Here is a 24,590-nt window from a genome sequence, read left to right as displayed (position 1 = left end):
CGTTTTGTTAGTTTTTCCTCCGCGTTGTCCCGTGTCCTTGTGCGGTTGGGGGTGTGTGGTGGCGGTTTCGGCGAGTGACGCCCGTCCTGCGGCGGCCCGCGGGCGCCCCGGCGCGAGCGCGTCCCCGGCCGGCGACGACATCCCCGCCGACCCGCCGGCCCGGCGGGCACCGGCCGGCGTCGCGTCCTCCGGGCCGGCGACACCCGCGGTGCCCGGCCCCGGCGGCGGAGCCGGCGGCTGCGGTCCGGGCGGCCCCGGCCGCGACGACGGCGCGGGAGCGGGCGCGGGCGGCTCCGGAGGCGACGGGCCCGGAGGCCCCGGGGTGGTGGACCCGACCGGCACCAGCGGCCCGGAGGGCTACGACTACGCCGGATTCAGCCGGCTGGCGGGGGAGCTGACCGATCCTCCGAACGGCGTCTACCAGGTGCGCTACCGGCGGCTGCTCAGCCGCGGCCGCGGCGGCGGGGTGGGGGTGATGCTGCTGGTGGCCGCGGCCCCGCTGGTCTCCGTGGCCCTCCTGCTCTGGCTGATCTCGCCCGGCCACTGGCTCCACCGGCCGTACGTGAGCGACTGGGAGCGCTTCGCCGACACGGTGATGCTCGTCGCGATCGGCCTCATCGAGCTCTTCCGCGTGGTCAACGTCGCCTCCAACGCCCACGCCACCTGGGTGGCCAGGGATCCCGTTCCCGTACGCGCCCAGCCCGGCACCCGCGTGGCCTTCCTGACCAGCTTCGTGCCGGGCAAGGAGCCGCTGTCCATGGTGCGCGCCACCCTCGAAGGAGCGGTCCGCATCGCGCACGACGGACCGCTGGACGTCTGGCTGCTCGACGAGGGTGACGACCCCGACGTCAAGCGGCTCTGCGAACAGCTGGGCGTACGCCACTTCTCCCGCAAGGGCGTCGCCCGCTGGAACCAGCCCTCGGGCTGCTTCCGCGCCCGCACCAAGCACGGCAACTACAATGCCTGGCTGGACGCCCACGGGGACGACTACGAGTTCATGGCCTGCGTGGACACCGACCACGTGCCCCTGTCCAACTTCCTCGAACGCATGCTCGGCTACTTCCGGGACCCCGACGTGGCCTTCGTGGTCGGACCCCAGGTCTACGGCAACTACACGACGGCCGTCACCAAGGCGGCCGAGAGCCAGCAGTTCCTCTTCCACGCCCTGATCCAGCGGGCGGGCAACGCCTACGGCTCGCCCATGTTCGTCGGCACCAGCAACTGCGTCCGCATCGGCGTCCTGCGCCAGATCGGCGGCCTGTTCGACTCCATCACCGAGGACATGGCCACCGGCCTGGAGATCCACCGCCGCCGCAACCCCGCCACCGGCCGCCGCTGGAAGTCCGTCTACACCCCCGACGTCCTCGCCGTGGGCGAGGGCCCCTCCTCCTGGACCGACTTCTTCTCCCAGCAACTGCGCTGGTCGCGCGGGACCTACGAGACGTTGCTGCGCCAGTTCTGGCGGGCGGTGTGGACCCTGCCGCCCGGCCGGCTGATCAACTACAGCTTCATGATCGCCTATTACCCGATGGCCGCCCTCAACTGGGCGCTGGGCGCCCTGACCTGCGCCCTGTTCCTCGGGCTCGGGGCCTCGGGGATCACCGTGGAGTCGTCGCTGTGGCTGATGCTCTACTGCGACGCGGCCGCGCTGCAGGTCGGGCTCTACGTGTGGAACCGCCGCCACAACGTCAGCCCCCACGAGCCGGCCGGCTCCTCCGGCGCCGCCGGCATGGTCATGTCGGCCCTCTCCGCGCCCCTGTACGCCCGCTCCCTGGGCGAGGCGCTGCTGCGCCGGCGCTCACGGTTCGTGGTCACCCCCAAGGGCGATTCCGCCAGCCCCGACTGCATGGCGACCTTCCGCACCCACCTGATGTGGGCGGCGGTCTTCGCCCTTTCCCTGCTCGCCTCCTGGATGCTCGGCCACGCCCACACGGCCATGCGCGTCTGGGCGCTGCTCGCCCTGCTGACCGCCCTCGGCCCGCTCGCCGTGTGGCAGGGCGGGCTGTGGCAGGACCGCCGGCTGGTGCGCCGCCGCGGCCTGACCCCGGCACCGGCGGGCGAGGCGATCGCGAGCGCGGAGCCGGAGGCCGGGGCGTCGCGCCCCGTCGGACAGCACCGCCGGGAGATGTGACACAGACGTTGCCGAGCGAGCCGACGAGGGGATGTGGACGGGTGAGGATCCTGCCCAACGCGAAGGAACGCAGGGTGCTGCTGGGCATCGGCGCCGTCCTGGCGCTGGTCGCCGCGAACGGGCCGGCCGCCACCGAGTTCGCCGAACGGGCCTGGCACGACTACTCCGTCAACCAGGAGGCGTACAAGGCGCGCTACGGCCACTGGGACGTCGTGGACGTCCCCGACCGGTTCCGCATCAACGCCATCCACGCCGCCCTGCTGCGCACCGGCAAGGTGCTGCTCATCGCCGGGTCGGGCAACGACGAGAAGAACTTCCGCGCCGGCACGTTCCAGAGCGTCCTGTGGGACCCCGTGCGCAACACCTTCCAGCAGGTCCCCACCCCCAAGGACATGTTCTGCTCCGGCCACGCCCAGCTCCCCGACGGCAGGCTCCTGGTGGCCGGCGGCACCGCGCGCTACGAGAAGCTGACCGGCGACGTCCGGCGGGCCGGCGGCGCGATGCTCGTCAAGAACGAGAACCCCGACGCCCCCCGGACCTTCCCGGCCGGCACCGTCTTCGTGGGCTCCACCGGCAAGCGCTACCGCTCCCAGCTGCCCGTGCTCGTCCCGCGCGCGACGAAGACCGTCACCGGGAAGGACAAGCCCAAGGGCAAGGGCGGCAAGGGCAAGGGCAAGGGGGCCGGCAAGAAGGTCACGGTCACCGCCGCTCAGGCCCGGGTCTACGTGGAGGCGGTCGCCGGCGGGGAGGGCGGCATCACCCACACCGCCGACCAGTACCGCATCCAGGGCCTGACCGGCAAGGACGCCCAGGACCTCTACGGGCTCGCGGCCAAGCTGGGCCTGGACAAGAAGGACTTCCAAGGGCTCAGGGACGCCTACGAGTTCGACCCCATCGCCGAGCGCTACGTGCGGGTCGACCCGATGGACGAGGCCCGGTGGTACCCCACCCTGGTGACCCTGAGGGACGGACGGGTGCTGGCCGTCTCCGGGCTCGACGACATGGGCGAGATCATCCCGGGCAAGAACGAGATCTACGACCCCAGGACCCGCACCTGGTCGGCCGGGCCCGACCGCTACTTCCCCACCTACCCCGCCCTCTTCCTCACCGCCGGCGGCCGCCTCTTCTACTCCGGCTCCAACGCCGGCTACGGCCCCGCCGACCGGGGCCGCACCCCCGGCCTGTGGAACGTCGACACCAACTCCTTCGAGCCCGTACCGGGCCTTGCGGACCGGGACATGACGGAGACCTCCGCCTCCGTCCTGCTGCCTCCCGCCCAGCAGCACAAGGTCATGATCCTCGGCGGTGGCGGGGTGGGGGAGTCCCACCGCTCCAGCAAGCGCACCGCCATCGCCGACCTCGGCGATGCGGCCCCCCGCTACGCCCCCGGCCCCGACCTGCCCCGGCCCACCCGCTACCTCAACGCCGTCCTCACCCCCGACGACCGCGTCTTCACCACCGGCGGCTCCGGCGACTACCGCGGCAAGCGCGGCTCCGACATCCTGCGCGCCCAGTTCTACGACCCCGCGGAGCGCGCCTTCCGCACGGCCGCCGAACCCACGGTCGGGCGCGACTACCACGCCGAGGCGCTGCTGCTGCCGGACGGGCGGATCGCGGTCTTCGGGTCGAACCCGCTCTTCGCGGACGCCGCGGGCACGCGCATGGGGGCCTTCGAGAAGCGCATCGAGGTCTACACGCCGCCGTACCTCTACCGGGACCACCGGCCGGCGCTGCGGACCGGGCCGCTCGACGCCGAGCGCGGCGCGACGCTGACGCTGCCGGGGACGGACCGGCGCGAGGTGGCGAGGGCCCGGCTGATGCGGCCGAGCGCGGTCACGCACGCGACGGACGTGGAGCAGCGCTCCATCGCACTGACCGTGAGCGGCGGCCCGGCAGGGGCGGTGAACGTGACGGTGCCGGGCGACCCCTCGCTGGTGCCGGCGGGCTGGTACATGGTCTTCCTCGTGGACCGGGCGGGGACGCCCTCGCGGGCGGCCTGGGTGCACGTCCACTGAGCGAGGGACGGCCGGGGGGGCGGGAGCGTCCCCCCGGTCACCGTGCCGGGGCGGACGACGCCGTGGCCAGGCCCAGGGCGTACTCGTTCCACCAGCGCCCGGCCTGCGGAGCGCCGCGGCAGGAGCCGTCCGACTCCCCGGGCCGCTTGATCCAGACGAACGCGTCGATCCGCGGGTCGCCGGTGGCGGTGGTGGGCGGCGTGCCCAGGGCCCGGCCGGGCGGGTTGCACCACGCCTCGTTCCCGCCCTCGGAGGGCAGCGTCGGAGGCAGTGGCCCCTTGCCGTTGCGGCTGGTGTCGATGATGAAGTGGGCCCCGCCCAGCCGGTCCGACAACTGGAGGCCGTAGGTCCGGGTGACGGGCGTGGTGTGGAAGTTGGAGACGTTGAGCGCGAAGCCGTCCGCGTCCGCGATCCCCGCCTTCTTCAGCGCGTCGGCCAGCAACTGCTGGTCGGAGATCCAGCCCGCGTTGCCGGCGTCGATGTACACCGACGTGCCGCGCTGCGCCTTGAACGCCCGTACCGCCTCGGCCAGGAGTCCCAGGCGCCCGGCCCTCGCCTCCTGCGGCAGGCAGCCCGCCGCCCACTGCGCGACCGCATCGGGTTCGAGGACCACCCAGGCCCGGCGCTCGCCGATGCCGGCCGCGGCGCGGGCCACCCAGGCGCGGTAGGCGCCGGCGTCGCGCGCGCCGCCGGAGGAGTACTGGCCGCAGTCGCGGTGCGGGATGTTGTAGGCGACCAGGAGCGGGATGCGGCCGGCGCGTTCGGCCGCCTCGGTGACCCGCTCGACCTGTTCCCGGGGGTCCTCGCCGGTCATCCAGACGGCCGTGGGCTGCTCCGCGATGCGCTGCACCGCCTCCGCGTCCTCGTCCCGGCCCCGCTCCTGCCAGATGCGCGCCTGCTTCGCGGGCCGGTTCACGGGCTCGGCCCAGAAGGGGGAGCCGGGGCCGTCGGTGAAGCCGGACGCCACCGCGGCGCCCGCGCACAACGGCAGGCACACGGCACCCGCGCAGGCCAGTACGGCGGCCCGGTGCCGTGCGCCACCGGCCGGGCGGGCCGTCGGAATCCTTGCCATGAGCACCACCTCTCCCACTGGGTTCAGGAGTTCTCCCCAGACTCGGAGCCGGCGTCCCGTCAGTTCCTGATTTGCTGGGCCGTACGGGGACCGGGTTGCTCCGAGGGGAGGGGGTGCGCCGACGCTGCGTCAGGCAGTGCCGAGGACCTGGGCCAGGTCGTAGCCGACCGGCTCCTCCAGCTGCGCGTACGTGCACTGCTCCGGGGCGCGGTCCGGGCGCCAGCGGCGGAACTGCGCCGTGTGGCGGAAGCGGTCGCCCTGCATGTGGTCGTAGGCGACCTCGACGACCCGCTCCGGGCGCAGGGCGATCCAGGACAGGTCCTTCTTCCCCGTCCAGCGGCTGGGGCCGCCGGGCAGCCGGCCGGCCGCCTGGGCCTCGGCGCTGGCCCACTCCTCCCACGGGTGCCCGGCCGCCGACGGCATCCGCAGCGGCTCCAGCTCGCTCATCAGCTCCTGGCGGCGGCGCATGGGGAACGACGCGCAGACGCCCACGTGCTGCAGCCGCCCGGCCGCGTCGTACAGGCCCAGCAGCAGCGAGCCGACCACCGGGCCGCTCTTGTGCAGCCGCAGGCCCGCCACGACGCAGTCGGCGGTCCGCTCGTGCTTGACCTTGACCATGACCCGCTCGCCCGGCCGGTAGGGCAGCTCCGGCGGCTTGGCGATCACCCCGTCCAGACCCGCCCCCTCGAACTGCTCGAACCAGCCCCCGGCCACGTCGAGGTCGTAGGTGACGGGGGCGGTGAAGACCGGGTCGTGGACGCCGCGCAGAGCGTCCGTCAGCGCCTCGCGGCGCTCGCGCTGGGCCGTGTCCATCAAGGACGCGCCGCCCAGCGCGAGCAGGTCGAAGGCGATGAGGCTCGCCGGGGTCGTCCCCGCCAGATGGCGGACCCGTGAGTCGGCCGGGTGGATGCGCTCCAGCAGCGCGTCGAAGTCCAGGCGGCCCCCACGGGCGATCACGATCTCGCCGTCCAGGACGCAGCGCTGCGGCAGCTGGTGCAGCAGGGCGTCCACGAGCTCGGGGAAGTAGCGGGTGAGCGGCTTGCCGGTGCGGCTGCCGAGCTCGATCTCGTCACCGTCGCGGAAGACGACGGCCCGGAAGCCGTCCCACTTGGCCTCGTACTGCATGCCGGGCGGGATCCTCGCCGCCGGCTTGGCCAGCATGGGCGCCACGGGGGGCATCACCGGAAGGTCCATGCCCTGGATTGTGCGCGCGGGAGTGCACCCCGGCCCCGCCCGACAGGCGCGCCCCTCCCGTTCGGCCTAGCGTGACACGCATGGCAGACTCCCTGGAGCTCACCGTCGGCGAGCGGACGGTCCGGCTGTCCCACCCGGACAAGGTCTACTTCCCGGAGCGCGGATTCACCAAGTACGACCTCGCCACCTACTACCTGAGCGTCGGCGACGGCATCCTGCGCGCCCTCAGGGACCGGCCCACCACCCTGGAGCGCTACCCCGACGGTGTGACGGGGGAGTCGTTCTTCCAGAAGCGGGCGCCCAAGAACCTCCCCGAGTGGATCCCCACCGGACGCATCGCCTTCCCCAGCGGCCGGTACGCCGACGAGATCTGCCCCACCGAGACCGCGGCCGTGCTCTGGGCGGCGAACCTGGGGTGCCTGACCTTCCACCCCTGGCCGGTGCGGCGCGCCGACACCGACCACCCCGACGAGCTGCGCATCGACCTCGACCCGCAGCCCGGCACCGAGTACGCCGACGCGGTCCGCGCCGCGCTCGAACTGCGGGACGTCCTGGCGGGGCTGGGCCTGACCGGCTGGCCCAAGACCTCCGGCGGGCGCGGTCTGCACGTCTTCGTGCCCATCACCCCCCAGTGGACGTTCGTGCAGGTGCGGCGCGCCGCCATCGCCGTGGCCCGGGAGCTGGAGCGGCGGGCGCCGCAGCGCATCACCACCGCCTGGTGGAAGGAGGAACGCGGGAAAAAGATCTTTGTCGACTACAACCAGACCGCCCGTGACCGCACCATCGCCAGTGCCTACTCCGTGCGCCCGCGGCCGCACGCCCCGGTCTCCGCGCCGCTGCGCTGGGACGAGGTGGCCGACGCCGTGCCGGAGGACTTCGACCTGGCCACGATGCCCGCCCGCTTCGCCGACGTCGGCGACGTGCACGCCGGGATGGACGCCGAACCCTGCGGACTGCAGGCCGCGCTCGACCTGGCCGACCGCGACGAGCGCGAGCACGGGCTGGGGGACCTGCCCTACCCGCCCGAGCACCCGAAGATGAAGGGCGAGCCCAAACGCGTGCAGCCGAGCCGGGCCCGCAAGGCCGACGGGCGGGACGGCCGGGCCCCGGACGCCGATCCGCCATCCGGGCCGTCATCTTGATTTGTGTTTAGGTCGACATTTCATGTGGAACTTGGGCAATGCGTGATCCACTTCGCATCGAGGGAGTTCCCATGTTCAGTACCTTCGCGATCCGCAGCAGGAAGTTCTCGGCCGGTGTGATCGCGGCCGCCGCCCTCGGCGGATCCCTGCTCGCCGCCGCCCCCGTCCAGGCGGCCCCGCCGGGCCGGCCCTACGGCACGGTCGTCGCGTCCACGGGCATCGTCGAGCGGGCGTTCCCGAGCACCGACTCCTCCGCGAGAGGCATGCTCAAGTTCCACGGCCAGGCCGCGCTGCGCTGCAAGGTCCGCGCGCAGGAGGTGGGGGGCAACCCGATCTGGTACATGCTGCGGGACCGCACGACCTGGGTCGCGGCGAAGTACATCGAGAACACCGGGGAGGTCTCGTTCTGCAGGACCGTCAGCCACAAGGCGCTGGACGACCCGCAGACCCGCGCGGCCATGGGCTGAGCGGCGCGGTCCGGGACCCGGCACCGGGCGGCCCTGACGGGGCCGGACCGCCCGGCTGCCGGCGGTCCGGCTAGTCGGCCATGGTCAGGCCGTCCTCGCCGGCCCCACGGGAGAGGACGGCCCGGCGGATCCGCTCCCTGGCGTCGGCCAGCTCCGCCCGGCCCGGTTGCCCGGCGATCGCCCGGCCGAGGTCGAGCACCCGGTAGTGGTCCCGCAGATCGGTGAGCTGGGGCAGGAACTCCGCCCTGACCACCCGCCAGCGCTCCCCGCGGCGCGCGGGCGGGGCGAAGGTGAAGCGGGCGATGGAGCTCTGGTTGCCCCGGTCGTCCCGGGCGCCCTCGGGGTTGAACATCTCGCCCGCCAGCTGGTCGCCCATCCCGTAGACCACCCAGGTGCCGTTGACCTTCTCGTACGCCTGCGGCACGTGGTTGTGCGTGCCCAGGATCAGGTCGACGTCCGGGCGGCCGCCGGTGGTGGCCGCCGTCAGCTGCCGCGCCAGCGTCAGCTGCTGTTCGTCGGGCTCCTGCTGCCACTCGGTGCCCCAGTGCAGGCTGACCGCCACGACGTCCGCCCCCGCCTTCCGGGCGGCACGGACGTCGGCGAGGATGCGGTCCTTGTCGATGAGGTTGACCGTCCAGGGGCGGCCCTGCGGCACGGGTATGCCGTTGGTGGCGTAGGTGTAGGACAGCTGGGCGACGCGGGCCGGGCCCGCCTGCAGCAGGTTCACCCGGGCGCCCTCGGCGGCGGACCGGGCCGACCCGGCGTGCCGGAGGCCCACCGCGTCCATGGCGTCCAGGGTGCGCCGCACGCCGTCCTCCCCCGCGTCCAGCGTGTGGTTGGAGGCCGTCGAGCAGGAGTCGTACCCGGTCTCCTTCAGCGCCCGGGCCACGTGCGGGGGCGAGACGAACGCGGGCCAGCCGCTGAACGGCCCCTTCTCCTCCCCGTACACCGTCTCCATGTGACAGATCGCCACGTCGGCGCCGGAGACGACGTGCCGGACGCCCGCGAGCATCGGGCGGAAGTCGTGGCCCGCCCCGGAGCGCTCGCCGTCCTCCCGCGCCTGCCGGATCACCGAGTCGTGGGGGAGCACGTCCCCGGTGGCCACGAGCGTGAACCCGCTCCGGGCCGGGGCCGGCGCGCGCGGGGGCCCGGCCGCCCGCAGCGCGCCGTCGGGCGGGGAGCAGCCCGCGGCGACCCCCGATATGAGCCCCATGACCGCCAGTACGGCCCTTCCCCGGTGTGTCCGCACGCCACCACTCCGCTTCTTCTCCGCCGAAAACACTGAAAAACACACTTCTCATATGACTTATATGTGGGCTGATGTCGGATTTCGCGGAGACGAGGGCCGGAAGTGGTGGAGAAAGCCCGCCTGGGGGCCCGGACCGGCGCCTAGAGTTGCGTCACGGGCTCACGTAACGGCCGGAAGGAAGAACGCGTTGGACCACCCGACCCATGGCTGTGTTCTCTTGCTGGACGGCACCCCCGACGGGCGGCGCGGTGCCCTGCCGAACCCGACCGCGCACGCCATCGCGGGCGCGAGCCCGCGGGGATTCCTCGCCGCCGCCTCGGCCGACGTGGTGCAGCTCCCGGCCATGGCGGGCCCGCAGAGCGTGCTGGCCTACCTCCAGGACGCCGTCCGGGTGCCCGGACCGCTGCTGGTGTGGGTCACCGGGCACCTGATGGTCCCCGCCCGGCGCAGCACCGAGCTGCACCTGGCCCTGCGCGAGAGCACCGCCGCCACCGTCCGCTACACCGGCCTGCCCTGGGAGTGGCTCCTGCGGGCGCTGCGCGAGCACGCCGGCCCCACCCTGCTGCTCGTCGACGCCGTCGCCGACGACCACGCCTGGCCGCACGTGAGCGCCGCGGCCCGCGACGGGCGCCTCGCCGGCGGCCTGCCGCTCTGCGGGGTGGTCACCCCCACCCCGGACCGGCCCGCCCAGGAGGCCGGGCCCTACACCCGCTCCTTCCTGACCGCCTTGTCCGTCGGGCACCCCGCGGCCGGCCCCACCCTCGACCCCGCCCTCCTCCACCAGCCGGCGCTGGCTCAGGCCGGGCTCCCCGAGGGCTTCCTGGACCTCCGCCACGGCACCGCCGGTCCCGTCCTCGCCAACCGCGCCGCCCCGGCCCCCGCCGCCGCGCCCCCGGCTCCGGCGGCCGCCCCCGCCGCGCCTGCGCCCGTGCCCGTTGCGGTCCCGGCCCCCGCGCCCGAGGAGGAGGACCCGCTGCCGCGCATCCTCGCTGCCGCCCAGGCCGGCCGGCACAACGAGGCCGCCGCCATGGCGGCCGCCTGGGAGCAGCAGGCGCTGCGCCGGTACGGCCCGCACAGCCCGCAGGCCGGACTGTGGATCGAGGTCCGCGCCGACCTCGCCCGGCTGGCCGGCGACCACCCGCGCGCCGCCGAGCTGTGGATGTCGGCCGCCTCCGAGCACCTGGCCCGGGGCGGCCCGGACGACACCGAGGCGCTCGCCGCCCTCAAGCGGGCCCACTACTGCTGGCAGCACAGCGGCGACCGGGCATCCCGGCTGGCGCCCGCCCTGCTCGCGCTGTGGGACCAGGTCCCCGACAGCGTCGGGGCGGCCGCCGACGTACGGGCCCGCCTGCAGGAGGCGCCGCCCGCGGTCACCCGGTAGCCGTCAGCGGCCCCGGTCGGTGCTCCACCAGCGGGCCTTGTACACCCCGCCGCGCAGCAGCGTCCGCGTCCCGTCGGGCCGGTACAGGTACAGCGTGGCGGTGCACCAGGTGCAGGGGTTGCCCGGCTCGGGCCGGGCAACCAGCACCTGGCCGGTCCTCGGGTCGTCGCCGACGCTCTTGACGCCCGGGCCGCTGATCCGCGCCTGCAGCGGGTACGACACGAACTCCCGCTCCGACGTCGCGTACTGGTACACCGCCGAGGCGGTGGCCACCCACAGTCGTCCCCGGCTGCCGAGGACGGGCGCCAGGTCGTGGCCGCCGCGGCTGGGCAGCGTCACCTGCCGCACCACCGTGAGCTCCGGGTCCTCCGGCTCCCCGCCCACCTCCATCGCGATGAGCTGCCGGTTGCCCAGGGCCCACAGCAGCTGCGTCCGGGGATCCCAGTGCACCCCGTGGGCCCCGGTCAGCGGGACCTGCACGTGCCCGGTGGCCCGCGGGCCCGTCGACGCGGTGTACAGGCGTACGTACCCGCCCGTGCTGGCGGCCACGGCCACGTTGCCGTCGGGCAGCAGCTCGATGCTGTGGGCGTTGCCCGGGCCGGTGTCGGCCGCCCAGTACACCGACCGGTCCGGGTAGCCCACCACGGCGGCCAGCCCGCCGGAGGCCGTGACCAGCAGATAGCGCCGGCCGCCCAGTTCCCGGGACTTCACCTCGCTCGGGTTCGTCCACGACGCGTCGGTCCGCAGGTCCGCCAGGCCCTCCCGGCCGTCCGCGCTCCAGGACCAGAGCACCCCCGGGTCGTCGCCCTCGGCGTCCCACTGCGCCTGGGCCGCGTCGAGCACGTACACGGCGCGCGTCGCCTGGTCGGCCGCCACGATGGGCGACGCCGGGGCCCGCTCCGCTTCCTGGCCCCGGGCGTCCGTGACGCCGGTGACCGCCGGTACCACCGCCGCCGCGAGCAGGGCGGCCAGCACCCGCCGCAGCACCGCACCCTCGCGGGCCCTGCCCCGCCGTAGTCCACGCACGCGGCACAGCCTCGGGCGCCCGGCGCGCACCACCTGCGCCGCCACGCCCGCGCGTCAGGCGAACGAGCGGCGCACACGCCCACGCGCTGCGCCGGACGAGTGAAATCCCCGGCGCGGCACGCTGCCGGGGCGCTTTTGGGGGGAGCTTGGCTGTGGGACAGAAGCGCTCAAAGGCAGGGTGGGTGTGCAGCCGATGACGACGACGGAATCCGTATCAGAGCAGTTCCCCGTACGTTTCTGGGACGTGAAGGACCTGCGGGGCCTGGACTTCGACCCCTTCATGGCCGCGCAGCTGCGCGACGAGCCGGTCTCGCGGGTCAAGCTGCCCAACGGGGAGGGCCACGCCTGGTTCGTGACCCGGTACGACGACGTCAAGTTCGTCACCTCCGACCCCCGCTTCAGCCGGCAGGCGGTCCTCGGTCGCCCGATCACCCGGCTGGCCCCGCACTTCATTCCGCTCGACGAGGCGGTGGGCTTCGCCGACCCGCCCGAGCACACCAGGCTGCGCAAGGCCGTGGCCCGCGCCTTCACCACCCGCAGCCTCGAACGGCTGCGCCCCGCGGCGCAGCGTGCGGCCGACCAGCTCCTCGACGAGATGGAGCAGGAGGGGCCGCCCGCGGACCTGATGGAGCACCTGCACGGTCCGCTGCCGCTCGCCGTGATCAGCGATGTGATGGGCGTCCCGGAGCACGAGCGGCCGCGCATGGCGGAGTGGACCAACATCCTCCTGTCGGCCGGCTACGGCCGGGAGGAGAGCGAGCGCGCCAAGACGGGCATGGCGGCCTACTTCACCGAGCTGCTGGAGCAGCGGCGCCCCGCCCCCGGCGACGACCTCATCGGCCACCTCGCCGAGGCCACCGTCCGCGGCGAGCTCAGCCTGGAGGAGGCCGTCGCCATCGCGCTGCTCATCCAGGCCAGCGCCGCCCACGCCGTGCGCAACAACAGCGCCAACATGGTCTACGCGCTGCTCACCCACCCCCGCCAGCTGGCGCGGCTGCGCACCGAACCCGAGCTGCTTCCCCAGGCGATCGAGGAGTTGCTGCGCTACATCCCGCACCGCAACGCCGTCGGGCTGGCCCGCATCGCCACCGAGGACGTCGAGGTCGGCGGGGTGCTGATCCGGGCCGGGGAGGTCGTGCACTCCTCCTACCTCACGGCCAACCGGGACCCGGCCGTCTTCGAGCGCCCGGACGAGCTGGACTTCGACCGCACGCACAACCCGCACCTGTCCTTCGGGCACGGCCCGCACTTCTGCCTGGGGTCGATGCTGGCCCGGCTGGAGTCCGAGGTCATCCTCTCCACCCTCCTGGAACGCTTCCCGGACCTGCGCCTGGCGGATCCGGTGGAGAAGATCCGCTGGCAGCGCAGCGCGTTGATCCGGGGCCCGGAGAACCTGCCCGTCACCTGGTGACCGCCGCCACGGCCGCCCGGCCGTCCGGCCACCCCGAAAGGCCCCGCCCATGACGTTGCTCAGCGCACCCGACGGCCTGGTCGTGCCCCCCGGCGGGGGGCGGACCCTCGTCACCCCGGCCCAGCAGGTGACCTTCAAGGTGACCGGGGAGCACTCGCGGGCCGCCTCCAGCTTCGAAGTGGTCGTACCGCCCGGCTTCGACGTCGGCGCCCACCTGCACACCCGCAGCGAGGAGCTCTTCTACGTGCTGGAGGGCGAACTCGACGTGCTCGCCTTCGAGCCGCGCATCCGCACCCGCGACAGCTGGCGGGAGTGGGAGTCCCCCTCGGGTCAGCGGTGCGTCCGGGCGAAGGCCGGCACGGTGATCGTCGTGCCGGCGGGCTGCCCGCACGCCTTCGCCAACCCGACGGGGGACCCCGCCCGGATGTTCTTCCAGGCGTCGCCGCCGCCGGACCACGAGCGTTACTTCGAGGAGCTCTTCGACATCCTCAACTCCGGTCCGCAGGTGGACGGGGAGGCCGTGGCCAAGCTGCGCGAGCGCTACGACATCGAGCAGCTCACGCCACTGCGGATGACTCCTCCCGCCACGGACGGACACACCGCTCCCGCTCGCTGATGGGCACGTCGTTGATGCTGGCGTAGCGCCGGCTCATCAGCCCGTTCGCGGCGAACTCCCAGTTCTCGTTGCCGTGGCTGCGGAACCACCGGCCGGCCGCGTCGTGCCACTCGTACACGAAGCGCACGGCGATGCGGTTCCCGCTCCACGCCCACAGCTCCTTGCGCAGCCGGTAGTCGAGCTCGCGCACCCACTTCTCGCGGAGGAACGCCACGATCTCGGCGCGGCCGGTCAGGAACACGTCGCGGTTGCGCCACTGGGAGTCCTCGGTGTAGCCGAGGGCGACGCGCTCGGGGTCCCGGCTGTTCCAGGCGTCCTCAGCAGCCCGCACCTTCTGCAGGGCGGTGTCGGCGGTGAACGGCGGGAACGGCGGCTTGCTGTCGGGCATGACTCTCCCCTGGTCCGGTGCGGATCCGCGGAGAACGATCGTTCTCCGTGCTGTGCGGTAGCGTAGGAGAACGATGGTTCTCGCGCAAGGAGGAGTGGCATGACGCCGTCACCGGCAGCAGGGGAGAGCGTCGAGGACCGGGTCCTCGACGCGGCCGGGGAGCTGTTCTACGCCCGCGGTCTGCAGGCGGTGGGCATGGATGCGATCCGTGGCGCCTCCGGGGTGTCCCTCAAGCGCCTCTACCAGCTCTTCCCGTCCAAGGACGCGCTCGTGGAGGCGTACCTGCGGCGCCGGGACGAACACTGGCGCGGGGCGCTGGCGCGCCACGTGGAGGCCGTGCCGGCCGGCCCCGGCCGGGTGCTGGCGGTCTACGACCGGCTCGGGCAGTGGTTCGCGGAACCGGACTTCCGGGGGTGCGCGTTCGTCAACTCCTTCGGGGAGCTGGGCGGGACGTCGCCGGTGGTGGCCGGGCTGGCCCGCGCGCACAAGGACGCCTTCCGGCGGTACGTGGCGGACCTCGTCGACGCCGCGGGCGCCCCCGCGACCCTGACCGACCCGCTGGTCCTGCTCGCGGAGGGGGCGATCACGACGGCCGCCCTCTCCGGCAGCGCCGAACCCGCACGGCATGCGCGCGAGGCGGCACGGGTGCTGCTGGACGCCGTGACGACCCCGGGCCGCACGGCGGGCTGAACCCGCCCCGGCGGGCTGAACTTGCCCCCGGCGGGCTGGACCCGTACCGGCGGCTGATCCTGCCCTGGCGGGCTGGACCCGTGCCGGCGGCTGATCCTGCCCCGGCGGACTGTCCCTGCCCCGGCGGGCTGGACCCGTGCCGGCGGCTGAACCTGCCCTGGCAGGCTGGACCTACGCCGGTGGGCAGGGCCCGTGCCGCAGGCTGATCCTGCCCCGGCGGGCTGGACCCGTACCGGCGGCTGATCCTGCCCTGGCAGGCTGGACCTACGCCGGTGGGCAGGGCCCGTGCCGCGGGCCGACCCTGCCCCGGCGGGCCGGCCCGCCCCCGCTGGTGGAAAACGCTCCCGTGGGCTGAACGTGCTCCGGCTGGGGTAGGGGTCACCCGTAAACGATCTTGCACCCGGCCGCCCCTCCGTCAGCCGCCCCTCCAGAAGGAGTTCTGCCGTGCCCCCTCTCACCTACGACGACGTCAAGCGTGCCGCCGACCGCGTCGCCGGGCACATCCGACCCGTCACCGTCACCCCCGCCGGCAACGGCGTATGGCTCGCGCTGGAACAGATGCAGCACACCGGCTCCTTCAAGGCCCGCGGCGCCCACAACTTCCTCGCCGCCCACCGCGAGGCCGGCACCCTGCCGGACGCCGGGGTGACCATCGCCTCCGGCGGCAACGCCGGGCTCGCCTGTGCCTGGGCCGCACGTCAGGAGGGCGTCCGCGCCACCGTCTTCCTCCCCGAGAACGCCCCCCACGTCAAGGTCGCCAAGCTCCGCGGCTACGGCGCCGACGTGCGCCTGGTCGGCACCGAGTACGCCCAGGCCCTGGCCGCCTGCGAGGAGTTCGCCGCCTCCACCGGCGCGCTGGCCAGCCACGCCTACGACCACCCGCTGATCGCGGCCGGGGCCGGCACCCTCCTCGACGAGATCCGCGAGCGCGTCCCCGGCCTGGACACGGTCGTCGTCGCGGTCGGCGGCGGCGGGCTCTTCGCCGGGGTGGCCACGGCCGCCCGCCACCACGGCGTGCGGACCGTCGCGGTCGAGCCCGCGAACTGCCGTGCCCTCAACGCCGCGTTGCAGGCCGGGCGCGTGGTCGACGTGGACGTCGACTCCGTCGCGGCCGACGCGCTCGGGGCCCGGCAGGTGTCGCGGACGGCCCTGGCCGCCGCGCAGGACGACGGCGTGAGGTCCGTACTCGTCCCCGACGACGCGATCGTCCGCGCCCGCCACCTGCTCTGGGACGACCGCCGGCTGGCCGTCGAGCACGCCGGCGCCACCGCGCTCGCCGCCCTCGTCCCCGAGGGGCGCGGCGCCTACGTCCCCGCCGCGGGCGAGACCGTCGCCGTGGTCGTCTGCGGCGCCAACACCGACCCCAGTGACCTCGTGCAACGCTAGGCGAACACCTGTGGGGAACATCGGTTCCCCACTGAACTATCCTTGCAGGTGACGGGTGTTCATAAAGCGCTTCTCCCATTGCGGACTCTCCGGTAGAAATGCGGCAGTCTCATGAATGGGGGAGCCCCGATGGATCCCGCGCAGTCAGCACCGCCGCCCGAGCACACCGAAGTACCGCCGGAGTACCCGGGGTTCGTCGACATCTCCGTACGCCTCACCGGTTTCGACGAGTTCGAGCTGCGCGGCACCGGCATGGTCCGGCTCTACCACGACACCACCGTCGAACAAGTGGGCACACAAGCCGTGAGCCGCTTCATCGACGACCTGAACGCCGCCGGGGGCGACCCCGACGGCCTCGTCGACGAGACCTCGCGCGACATCGCCCGCGCCATCACCCACCTGTGGTACCTCGGCGTCTGGCCGCAGCTGTCCCGCTCCGTCCACGCGGCCCTCGGCCGGGAACGGGCCAACGTCGCGTTCGTCGTCTCGCCCGAGTCCTACACCGAGGGCCTGGCCTGGCGGACGTTCGACGCCCACCCGCCGGGCGCCAAGGCCCCCGGCCACGGCAGCTGGTCCGAACCGCCGGCCGGCGCCCCGGCCCCCGGGGCCCTCCGGCAGACGGAGGACGCCGCATGAGCACCGCACCGCGACCCGCGACGGACCGCTACGACGTGATCGTCGCCGGCGCCGGACTCGCCGGCTCCCTGGTCGCCAAGCAACTGGGCGACCAGGGCTGGCGCGTCCTCGTCCTGGAAGCCGGCACCCGCACCCTGGACACCTGGCCGGGCACCCTCGACGCGATGAACACCTACTACGCGGCCCTCGCCAAGGTGCCCAACGCGCCCTACCGGCCCAACGCCGCCGCCCCCTCCCCGGACGTCATCGACGTCCAGGGCCTGCCCGAGGGCGGCTTCCGGTCGAACGGCTACTTCGTCCAGAACGGCGCCCTGCCCTACAGCAGCGACTACCTGCGCGCCACCGGCGGCAGCGCCCTGCACTGGATGGGCCTCGTACCGCGCATGCAGCCCGAGGACTTCACGGTCCGCAGCGCCTACGGCTACGGCCGCGACTGGCCCATCGGCTACGCCGACCTGGAGAGCCACTACCGCACCGCCGAGCGCATGATGGGCGCGGCCGGCGACGCCGCCGAGCAGGCCGAGGCCGCCGGCACGCCCTACCCGACCGGCTACGTCTACCCGATGCACCCCGTTCCCCCCACCTACCTCGACCGGGTGCTGGCCGCCCGTCTCGACGGGAAGCCGGTCCGGGAGGCGCCCGGCGCGGAGGAGACCGTCCTGCGCGTGGTCACCACCCCGGCCGCCCGCAACAGCACCCCCAACGAGCAGTACGACGCGGGCCGGGGCCACCGCCCCGACGGTGCGGCCGGCCTGCCCAACTACGGCGAACGCTGCGTCGGCAACTCCTCCTGCGTGCCCATCTGTCCCGTCCAGGCGAAGTACAACCCCCTCAAGACCCAGACCACCTGGAGCCACCGCGTCACGCTCGTCACGCACGCCGTGGTCAGCCGGGTCCTGGCCAACGGCAACGGCCACGTCTACGGCGTCGAGTACCAGCAGTACGACGACCCGGCCGCCCCCGTGCACACCACCCGCACCGCCGAGGCGGACATCGTCGTCCTCGCCGCCCACTCCATCGAGAACGCCCGGCTGCTGCTCGCCTCGGGCCTCGCCAACAGCAGCGACCAGGTGGGCCGCAACCTCATGGACCACCCCACGCTGCTCACCTGGGGCCTGCTCGACCACCCGGTGGGCCCCTTCCGCGGCCCCGGCTCCACCTCCGGCATGGAGAACTTCCGCACCGGGCCCGCCCGCCGGGACCGCGCCCCCTTCCGCATCGAGATCGCCAACTGGGGCTGGACCTGGTCGGCCGGATCCCCCGGCAGCGACGTCGCCCGGCTGCTGGGCATGGGGGGCGGCTCGGCGCAGCCGCGCGGCAAGGGCCTGTTCGGGCCGCGGCTGCGCGAGGAACTGGGCCGGCACGTCGGCCGCCAGTTCACCCTGCAGTTCGCCATGGAGCAGGACGCCGAGAGCCGCAACCGCGTCACCCTCGACCCCGCCCACCGCGACCGGCTCGGCAACCTCCGGCCCGTCATCACCTACGACCTCTCGGACCGGGTCAAGCGGGGCATCGCCGCCGCCAAGGACGTCTCCGACCAGATCTTCGGGCTGATCGGCGCCGAGGACCACACCAGCTACGCCCCCGGCCCCTTCTCGGCCGGCTGGTTCCGCTTCGAGGGCCGCGACTTCGTCTTCCAGGGCGCGGGCCACGGCGCGGGGACGCACGTCATGGGCGACGACCCCGCCACCTCCGTGGTCGACCAGTGGCAGCGCACCTGGGACCACCCCACCCTCTACGCCGTGGGCTGCGGCAGCATGCCCTCGATGGGCACCGCCAACCCCTCGCTCACGATGGCCGCCATGACCCTGCGCAGCTGTGAGCAGATCCACCGCGACCTGACGGAGCTGCACCGGCCCCGCACCCTCCGGTCCGCCCCCGCTCTCCAGGTGGCCGTTGCGATCCCGCAGCAGGAAGGACAGTCATGACCGAGCCCACCGTGCGCCGGGAGCCGCCGTTCCGGGTGCCGCGCGACCGCGCCGACCTGCACCTCTTCCTGCAGGCCGCCCTCGCCCTCGAACACCTCACCATCCCGCCCTACCTGACGGCCATGTACACGCTGCGGCCCGGCACCAACCGGCACGCCTTCTACGCCATCCGGGGCGTGGTGCTGGAAGAGATGCTGCACATGACGCTCGTGGCCAACCTCCTCAACGCCGTCGGCGGCACGCCCTGCGTGGCGGACCCCCGGTTCGTCACCGGCTACCCGGCCCTGCTGCCCTTCAGCAAGGAGAAGGTCCCCATCGCCCTGCGCCACTTCAGCGTGGAGGCGCTGGAGACGTTCCTGTACATCGAGCGCCCCGACTACGTGGCCGAGCCGCCCGGCCACCCCTCCGTGGCCGACGACGACGGCTGGACGTCGATCGGGCAGTTCTACAACACCATCCGCGAGGGCCTGGTGCGCCTCGCGGACGAACTGGGTGAGCGCGAGCTGTTCTGCGGCGACCCCGCCCTGCAGGTGGGGCCGCGGGACTTCTACAACTCGGGCGGCGAGGTCCTCACCGTCACGGACCTCGACTCCGCGCTCCTGGCGCTGCGCGTGATCACCGAGGAGGGGGAGGGCGTCAGCGGCACGGTCTTCGACTCCGACGACACGCTGTTCGGCGAGGCCCGCGAGCCCGCGCACTACTTCCGCTTCGACGAGATCCGGCGGCAGCGCAGCTACGGCCCGCTCGACACCCCGGCGACCGGGCCGACCGGCCCGGCCGTCGACGTCCGCTGGGGCGACGCCTACCCCATCGACCCGGCCGCGAAGGCCGCGCACTATCCGCCCGGCAGTGGCGTGCGCCTCGCCGCCGACCGGTTCAACGAGGCGTACGCGCTGCTGTTGTGCCTGCTGGAGAGGGCTTTCACCGGTGAACCGGCGGCGTTGCAGGGCGCGATCCCCGCCATGCTGGAGCTGCGCGACCTGGCGGAGCAGCTCTACCGCAACCCGCACCCGGACCCCGCCAGGCGGGCCCAGGGCCTGTACGCCAGCCCGACGTACGAGGTCACGACGCGGCACTTCGACCGGGCGAGGGTGGCAATGCCGACGCCGTAGCGGCCGGCGGGGCGGCGGTGGGGCTCACGGCTTCGTGGCGCGACAGATGGTGTACCGCCAGGTGTCCTGGTGCCGGTACATCTCCACCGCCGACATCGCGTTGACCAGGCTGTCGCCACGGCCCACGCCGCACGCGAGCGTGTAGGGGAGCCTGCCCAGTGCCGAGAAGGACCGCAGCATGGGCAGGGTCTTCTCCGTGGCGTCATACGTCGGTTCGACGACGAATCCGGTTTGCCGAAGGAGCCGTTCCAGCTCCCCGTGGGTCATCGTGAGCATCCCCGGCATGCCCGAGAGCTCACAGACGCGGAGCAGTGCGCCCCGCGCCCGCGGCGCGAGCTCGGCCTGCGGAGTGCTCGAATACTCGAACATCACCAGCTTCCCGCCGGGACGCAGGACACGGAAGAACTCGGCCAGTCCTTGCGGGGGGTCGGGCGAGTGGACGAACGACTCCATGGTGTAGACGCCGTCGAAGCTGGCGGCGGCGAACGGGAGCGCGTGGTAGTTGGCCCGGAGGAAACGCGTCCGCCTGCCCGGCTCGCCTGCCCGGGCCGACCGCTGCCGCGCGAGGGCGACGTCCGGCTCGATCCCGTCGATCCCGGTGACGTACGCCCCGCTCACCCGTGCGACCGTGCGTGCCGTGTCACCGACCCCGCAACCGGCGTCGAGCACCGAGGACGCGGACGGCAGGGCCAGTTTGGTGGCCGCAACGACCTCCATGCGCCGCATGGCGGCCGTGAACCGCCAGGGGGAATCACCGGGTTCGTACCAGCCGAAGTGGCGTGTCCGGCCGAGCAGCGCCGTGTACCCGAAGCGTGATCCGAACGCCCGGTAGTACGGCATGACGTGCTGCCGGTAGTAAGCATCCGTAGATCGGGTCACCGCCCCCGCCCTCCACCCTGAGACATTCACGGACAAGAACGACTGGGGTTCCGGCGAGTAACGCGGATGCCCGCCAGGACAGGGGCCGACGCCCCGTCCTGGCATCGTGCCACCAGACGGCAGCGGTTACGACCCGGCAGTTTGACCGGGTGCGGGCGGCGCCGCCGTTGCGGCCGGCGGGGCGGCGGTCCTGGGCGGTGGGGCGAGGGTGCGTTCCACCGGCGGGGCGGCCGTCCTGGGTGGGGCCAGGGTGCGTTCGACCGGCGGGGCCGCCGTCTTCGGGGGCGGGGCGACGGTGCGTTCCACGGGCGGCGCGGCGGTCTTCGGGGGTGGGGCCAGGCTGTGTTCGACCGGCGGGGGCGCCGTCTTCGGGGGGCGGGTGGCGGCTGCCGTCGTGTGGGCGGGGGCCGGTGCCGAGGCCGTGCGGGGCGGGGCCACGGGGGTCGACGGGCCGGGTGGCTGCTTCGTCGTCGGTGCCGGACGGGTCGGCGTGGGCTGGGGCTTGTGCGTGACGGAGGGCGTGCCCGTCTTCGGCGGCGGGGCGGTGCGGGACGGGGTGGACGGCACGCCGGTCGATGGCCGGGACGTGGCGCTGCCCCCCGTGGACGGGGGCGGCGGGGGAGCGGAGCCGGACGGGGCCCGGGACCGCGTCCCGGACGGCGACGGCGTGTCCGAGGCTCCTGGCGAGCCGGACCGGGTCGGCACCGGGGGCGGCAGGGTCGGCACGGGACGGGTCGGGCTGTCGTTCGAACCGTCGCCGCCCATCGGGCGGTCGAAGCCCGTGCCGGGCTGGAAGGGGTCGACGAGCGGGAGGGCCTTGAGCGGACCCTCCTCCAGGGGCTGCGGAGCGACGACCGTGACCTGCGAGTTCTGGAACGCCTCCCAGTGCTCACCGGTGTAGGTGGACGCCTGCCGGTCGATGTTCTTCTCCGGCTGCAGCAGGGGATTGCCGCAGTTGCACTTGACGGCGGGGTTGCGGAAGTCGTCGAAGAGCAGCGCGGTGCCCGCCTGGACGACGGACAGGTAGGACTCGGTCTTGCCGTCGCCCTTGTAGTTGTGGTTCCGGACCAGGGTGTCCTGGAGCACGAAGCCCTCGCTCAGGCCCTGGACGAACTCCGCGATCTTCTCGAAGGGGATCTTGCGGACCTTCGCCCACGCCGTCCCCTTGACCCGGTCGCGGGTGAGCTCGGCGACCAGCTTGGCCTTGTCGCAGCGCGTCCGGCCCCGGATGCCGCCCAGCGGCCCGGTGCCGTCGGCGCCCTTGCTCCCGCTCACCGGGACGGCCTTGACGCCCTTGATGTCGGCGTCGGGCGCCGGTATGAAGGCACCGGGAGCGATCACTCCCGCGGCCTCCAGGGCGATCTTCATGGCCACCTTGGACGTTCCCTTGGAGCAGCCCGACACCGCCGTCCCCCCGAGCAGGGCGGAGACGGCCAGCAGCGAGACGACACGCATCCGTTCGCGCTTCACAGCGCACACCCCCCGATAGCCGGTTCTCATCCGTTCCGACGTTTCCGTTCGTTGGTGCTTGCTAGCACGAGTAGACCCAGCCCCCGTTGCAGGTGGAGCTCGGGCTCGGGCTCTTCTCCGCCGGGTCGGGCGGGGGCGGTGCGGGAGCGCTCGCGTCGCCCGTCGGACCGGCGGTGGGGCCGCTGGTCCCGGGGGCCGTGGCGTCGCCCGTCTGCTGGGGGTTCGCCGTCTCCGTGGAGCCGCCGCCCGGTGACCCGGACCCCTCGGCGCTGCGCAGCGCGACCAGGACGGCCACCCCTCCCACGAGCAGGAGCAGCGCCACCACGGCCGCCACGACCCATGCCGCCCGCCGCGGGCCCGGACCCGGGTCCGGGCCGGGCCCCGGCACCGGGCGCAGCGGGTATCCCACCGGTGACGGCGTCCCCGCGCCCGGCCCGACGATGGGCGTCGACAGGCCGCCTTGCTGCAGGCCCACCGGCACGCCGGCCGGCAGCGGATCCGCCGCGGGGCCGGGGCCCGGCGGGGGAGGGGCGAGCAGGGACGTGGAGAGGGAGGGGGACGGTGACGGGGGCGGCGTGGACGAGGAGAAGGGCGAGGGCGACGACACGGGGGTCGGCGGGCTCGACTGGGGCGTCGGCGTGTCCGGCACCGTCACGGGTGCGGGTGCGGGTGCGGGTGCGGGTGCGGGTGCGGGTGCGGGTGCCGGTGCGGTTGCCGGGCCCGGGTTCCGCAGCTGCTCGTCGACGGTGGTGCGGACGTAGCCGGTGGGCTCTTCCGTGAGCCGGCCGCTCGCGATCGCCTCCAGCAGCTGCTCGGCCTCGGCCGAACCCATGCGTGCTTCGGGGTCCTTGCGCAGCAGCCCTTCCAGCAGCGGGGTCAGGAGACCGGCGCGCCGGGCCGGGGCGGGATCGTCGTCGACGACGGCTCGCAGGGTGCTGAGTGCGTCGCCGCGCCGGAAGGGTGAGACCCCTTCGACGGCCACGTAGAGCAGGGTGCCCAGCGACCACAGGTCCGAGGGGATGCCCGGGCGGCGGCCCATGGCCCGTTCGGGCGCGAGGTATTCGGCCGAGCCGACCAGGTCGCCGGTGCGGGTGAGGGTGCCCGCCCCCTCGATGACGGCGATGCCGAAGTCGGTGAGGACGACGCGGCCGCCGTCCTGTATCAGGACGTTGGCGGGTTTGACGTCGCGGTGCAGCACTCCGACGGCGTGCGCGGCGCGCAGTGCCTGCAGCACCATGCCGCCGATCCTGGCCGCTTCCTTGACCTGCAGCACGCCTTCCTGCCGGAGCACCTTGTCCAGTGACTGGCCCCGCACCAGCTCCATCACGATCCAGGGGCGGCCTTGTTGTTCGATCACGTCGTGCACGGTGATGACGTTGGGGTGCGTGACGCGCGCGGCCGCCCGGGCCTCCTGCTTGAGGCGGGCGTACAGGACCCGGACGTCCTCGTCGTTCATGTGCTCCGGTGCCCGGACTTCCTTGGCCGCGACCTCCCGGTCGAGGACCTCGTCCAGGGCGAGCCAGACGACGCCCATGCCTCCCTGGCCGAGCTGTTCCAGCAGCCTGTACCGCCCGGCCAGCAGCGGCCTGTGCGGTGCCGTGTCCATGCCGTCCATGCCGTACGCCCCCTCCCCCTGCGGACGGCGTGCGACGCCGTGCGCATTCGGGCCACACTGGCTGGGACGTACCAGTCGACCGGAGCGTTCCCGGCCGCCCGTGAAGGCCCTGTGAGCCTTCCCGGCGGGCGACCGGGCTGACCGGATTACCCCTCGAACGCACATCACCCTGGGTGATGAATCGATTTCTCTCTGTAGGGTCTCTCCTTGATGTGCTCACACCCGACCTGAGCGGGCGAACACGGAGGAGCAGACATGCAGGCATGGAGGACGGCGGCCGCCGCGTCGATGGCGGTCCTGGCGCTCGTCGGCGGCACCTCCCCAGCCGGAGCGGTCGGCGACCCGTCCGCTCCGGCCACCGTGCCGGAGGGGCGCGACGCCGGCGGCGGCAGCGTGGATGCCGGCAAGTCCGGTTCGGACGCGGACGCGTCCGCGGTGATCCGATGTGAGGGCCAGGTGCAGCGCCCGCACAACTCCACCCACGTGCCCGGCACCGTCAACGTCGTCGTGACGGTCTCGTGCACGGCACCGGTGCCGGAGATCACCACCCGGGCGGCGCTGTACAAGAACGGACAGCTCGTCAACCAGTCCACGCTGAGGACGCAGAGGAACACCCGCAGCGCCCAGAACAACGCGGCCGTGAGGTGCAGCCCCGGCACCTACCGGGGCTGGATGTACTTCAAGGTCGTCTTCCCGCCCGGCTACCGGCCGCCGACCAGCTCCGCCAACGCCCTCGGCCAGGAAGTGTCCATCAGCTGCTGATCGGCGGCCCGCCGGAGGGA

General features: G+C 73.7%; 21 protein-coding genes. 13 read left to right on the top strand and 8 right to left on the bottom strand.

All coding sequences use genetic code 11. The features are described from left to right. The first annotated feature begins 322 nt into the window (after positions 1–322). The gene (locus IE182_RS11075; protein ID WP_229844748.1) at positions 323–2,131 is read left to right on the top strand and encodes a glycosyltransferase; all 1,809 of its coding nucleotides are present in this window, start codon (positions 323–325) and stop codon (positions 2,129–2,131) included. A 41-nt stretch (positions 2,132–2,172) separates the two neighbouring features. Continuing rightward, positions 2,173–4,146, top strand: coding sequence for a radical copper oxidase GlxA (glxA, locus tag IE182_RS11070; RefSeq protein WP_190109550.1), 1,974 nt, complete (start codon positions 2,173–2,175; stop codon positions 4,144–4,146). A gap of 37 nt (positions 4,147–4,183) precedes the next feature. On the opposite strand, the gene IE182_RS11065 is transcribed toward glxA, so the two are convergent. Continuing rightward, on the bottom strand, positions 4,184–5,218 hold the full coding sequence (locus tag IE182_RS11065) for a glycoside hydrolase family 6 protein (protein WP_190109549.1): 1,035 nt from the start codon (positions 5,216–5,218) through the stop codon (positions 4,184–4,186). A 129-nt stretch (positions 5,219–5,347) separates the two neighbouring features. Continuing rightward, positions 5,348–6,412, bottom strand: coding sequence for an ATP-dependent DNA ligase (locus IE182_RS11060; RefSeq protein WP_190109548.1), 1,065 nt, complete (start codon positions 6,410–6,412; stop codon positions 5,348–5,350). Positions 6,413–6,492: 80 nt separating this feature from the next. Here IE182_RS11060 and ligD point away from each other — a divergent pair, with 80 nt between their 5' ends. After that, the gene (gene ligD, locus IE182_RS11055; protein WP_190109547.1) at positions 6,493–7,554 is read left to right on the top strand and encodes a non-homologous end-joining DNA ligase; all 1,062 of its coding nucleotides are present in this window, start codon (positions 6,493–6,495) and stop codon (positions 7,552–7,554) included. A 71-nt stretch (positions 7,555–7,625) separates the two neighbouring features. Beyond that, positions 7,626–8,021, top strand: coding sequence for an SH3 domain-containing protein (locus tag IE182_RS11050; RefSeq protein WP_190109546.1), 396 nt, complete (start codon positions 7,626–7,628; stop codon positions 8,019–8,021). A 70-nt stretch (positions 8,022–8,091) separates the two neighbouring features. Here IE182_RS11050 and IE182_RS11045 read toward each other — a convergent pair whose 3' ends face one another. After that, entirely contained in the window at positions 8,092–9,234 is a 1,143-nt protein-coding gene (locus tag IE182_RS11045; protein WP_190109545.1) for a CapA family protein, read from the bottom strand. A 223-nt stretch (positions 9,235–9,457) separates the two neighbouring features. Here IE182_RS11045 and IE182_RS11040 point away from each other — a divergent pair, with 223 nt between their 5' ends. Then, on the top strand, positions 9,458–10,651 hold the full coding sequence (locus IE182_RS11040; protein ID WP_190109544.1) for a hypothetical protein: 1,194 nt from the start codon (positions 9,458–9,460) through the stop codon (positions 10,649–10,651). A gap of 3 nt (positions 10,652–10,654) precedes the next feature. Here the strand turns inward: IE182_RS11040 and IE182_RS11035 are convergent, their stop codons facing one another. Further along, positions 10,655–11,677 carry a DUF6528 family protein gene (locus IE182_RS11035; RefSeq protein WP_229844733.1) on the bottom strand — a complete coding sequence of 341 codons (1,023 nt, stop codon included), beginning with the start codon at positions 11,675–11,677 and terminating at the stop codon, positions 10,655–10,657. Positions 11,678–11,870: 193 nt separating this feature from the next. Here IE182_RS11035 and IE182_RS11030 point away from each other — a divergent pair, with 193 nt between their 5' ends. Together IE182_RS11030 and IE182_RS11025 are read left to right on the top strand one after the other, a co-directional pair. Then, positions 11,871–13,088, top strand: coding sequence for a cytochrome P450 (locus tag IE182_RS11030; RefSeq protein WP_190109543.1), 1,218 nt, complete (start codon positions 11,871–11,873; stop codon positions 13,086–13,088). 49 nt (positions 13,089–13,137) lie between these two features. Beyond that, on the top strand, positions 13,138–13,704 hold the full coding sequence (locus tag IE182_RS11025) for a cupin domain-containing protein (protein ID WP_190109542.1): 567 nt from the start codon (positions 13,138–13,140) through the stop codon (positions 13,702–13,704). Here IE182_RS11025 and IE182_RS11020 read toward each other — a convergent pair. Continuing rightward, positions 13,646–14,092, bottom strand: coding sequence for a nuclear transport factor 2 family protein (locus IE182_RS11020; protein ID WP_190109541.1), 447 nt, complete (start codon positions 14,090–14,092; stop codon positions 13,646–13,648). The genes IE182_RS11025 and IE182_RS11020 overlap by 59 nt on opposite strands. A gap of 99 nt (positions 14,093–14,191) precedes the next feature. Between IE182_RS11020 and IE182_RS11015 the strand changes: the two genes are divergently transcribed. The 5 genes from IE182_RS11015 (at position 14,192) to IE182_RS10995 (ending at position 19,844) form a co-directional block, all read left to right on the top strand. After that, positions 14,192–14,782 carry a TetR/AcrR family transcriptional regulator gene (locus tag IE182_RS11015; RefSeq protein ID WP_190109540.1) on the top strand — a complete coding sequence of 197 codons (591 nt, stop codon included), beginning with the start codon at positions 14,192–14,194 and terminating at the stop codon, positions 14,780–14,782. A 444-nt stretch (positions 14,783–15,226) separates the two neighbouring features. After that, positions 15,227–16,168 carry a serine/threonine dehydratase gene (locus tag IE182_RS11010; RefSeq protein ID WP_190109539.1) on the top strand — a complete coding sequence of 314 codons (942 nt, stop codon included), beginning with the start codon at positions 15,227–15,229 and terminating at the stop codon, positions 16,166–16,168. A 129-nt stretch (positions 16,169–16,297) separates the two neighbouring features. Then, complete coding sequence (locus IE182_RS11005) at positions 16,298–16,804, top strand: hypothetical protein (protein WP_190109538.1); 507 nt, start codon at positions 16,298–16,300, stop codon at positions 16,802–16,804. Then, entirely contained in the window at positions 16,801–18,732 is a 1,932-nt protein-coding gene (locus tag IE182_RS11000) for a GMC family oxidoreductase (protein ID WP_190109537.1), read from the top strand. The genes IE182_RS11005 and IE182_RS11000 overlap by 4 nt, the downstream gene beginning before the upstream one ends. Beyond that, a complete protein-coding gene (locus tag IE182_RS10995; RefSeq protein WP_190109536.1) occupies positions 18,729–19,844 on the top strand; it encodes a ferritin-like domain-containing protein in 1,116 nt (371 codons plus the stop codon). Before IE182_RS11000 ends, IE182_RS10995 begins: the two co-directional genes overlap by 4 nt. Before the next feature lie 24 nt (positions 19,845–19,868). On the opposite strand, the gene IE182_RS10990 is transcribed toward IE182_RS10995, so the two are convergent. The 3 genes from IE182_RS10990 to IE182_RS32020 all read right to left on the bottom strand — a co-directional run bounded on the left by IE182_RS10990 (position 19,869) and on the right by IE182_RS32020 (position 23,808). Further along, complete coding sequence (locus IE182_RS10990; protein ID WP_190109535.1) at positions 19,869–20,723, bottom strand: class I SAM-dependent methyltransferase; 855 nt, start codon at positions 20,721–20,723, stop codon at positions 19,869–19,871. Positions 20,724–20,849: 126 nt separating this feature from the next. Next, positions 20,850–22,193, bottom strand: a complete 1,344-nt coding sequence (locus IE182_RS10985; protein ID WP_190109534.1) for a DUF6777 domain-containing protein — start codon at positions 22,191–22,193, stop codon at positions 20,850–20,852. A 61-nt stretch (positions 22,194–22,254) separates the two neighbouring features. Then, positions 22,255–23,808, bottom strand: coding sequence for a serine/threonine-protein kinase (locus tag IE182_RS32020; RefSeq protein ID WP_229844732.1), 1,554 nt, complete (start codon positions 23,806–23,808; stop codon positions 22,255–22,257). Positions 23,809–24,063: 255 nt separating this feature from the next. Between IE182_RS32020 and IE182_RS10975 the strand changes: the two genes are divergently transcribed. Continuing rightward, positions 24,064–24,570 carry a hypothetical protein gene (locus IE182_RS10975; RefSeq protein ID WP_190109533.1) on the top strand — a complete coding sequence of 169 codons (507 nt, stop codon included), beginning with the start codon at positions 24,064–24,066 and terminating at the stop codon, positions 24,568–24,570. Positions 24,571–24,590 lie beyond the last annotated feature (20 nt).

Origin of the sequence: Streptomyces cinnamoneus, from assembly GCF_014650495.1 — a bacterium.
Taxonomy (GTDB): Bacteria; Actinomycetota; Actinomycetes; order Streptomycetales; family Streptomycetaceae; genus Streptomyces; species Streptomyces cinnamoneus.
The sequence above is the reverse complement of the archived record's forward strand: the minus strand, read 5'-3'. Positions and strand labels throughout refer to the sequence as shown.

Coding starts and splice junctions, on each gene's coding strand:
- IE182_RS11030 (WP_190109543.1), top strand. CDS start 11,871: ATGACGACGACGGAATCCGTATCAGAGCAGTTCCCCGTACGTTTCTGG.
- ligD (WP_190109547.1), top strand. CDS start 6,493: ATGGCAGACTCCCTGGAGCTCACCGTCGGCGAGCGGACGGTCCGGCTG.
- IE182_RS11060 (WP_190109548.1), bottom strand. CDS start 6,412: ATGGACCTTCCGGTGATGCCCCCCGTGGCGCCCATGCTGGCCAAGCCG.
- IE182_RS10975 (WP_190109533.1), top strand. CDS start 24,064: ATGCAGGCATGGAGGACGGCGGCCGCCGCGTCGATGGCGGTCCTGGCG.
- IE182_RS11025 (WP_190109542.1), top strand. CDS start 13,138: ATGACGTTGCTCAGCGCACCCGACGGCCTGGTCGTGCCCCCCGGCGGG.
- IE182_RS11045 (WP_190109545.1), bottom strand. CDS start 9,234: ATGGGGCTCATATCGGGGGTCGCCGCGGGCTGCTCCCCGCCCGACGGC.
- IE182_RS11020 (WP_190109541.1), bottom strand. CDS start 14,092: ATGCCCGACAGCAAGCCGCCGTTCCCGCCGTTCACCGCCGACACCGCC.
- IE182_RS11005 (WP_190109538.1), top strand. CDS start 16,298: ATGGATCCCGCGCAGTCAGCACCGCCGCCCGAGCACACCGAAGTACCG.
- IE182_RS11000 (WP_190109537.1), top strand. CDS start 16,801: ATGAGCACCGCACCGCGACCCGCGACGGACCGCTACGACGTGATCGTC.
- IE182_RS11015 (WP_190109540.1), top strand. CDS start 14,192: ATGACGCCGTCACCGGCAGCAGGGGAGAGCGTCGAGGACCGGGTCCTC.
- IE182_RS11050 (WP_190109546.1), top strand. CDS start 7,626: ATGTTCAGTACCTTCGCGATCCGCAGCAGGAAGTTCTCGGCCGGTGTG.
- IE182_RS11065 (WP_190109549.1), bottom strand. CDS start 5,218: ATGGCAAGGATTCCGACGGCCCGCCCGGCCGGTGGCGCACGGCACCGG.
- IE182_RS10995 (WP_190109536.1), top strand. CDS start 18,729: ATGACCGAGCCCACCGTGCGCCGGGAGCCGCCGTTCCGGGTGCCGCGC.
- IE182_RS32020 (WP_229844732.1), bottom strand. CDS start 23,808: ATGGACGGCATGGACACGGCACCGCACAGGCCGCTGCTGGCCGGGCGG.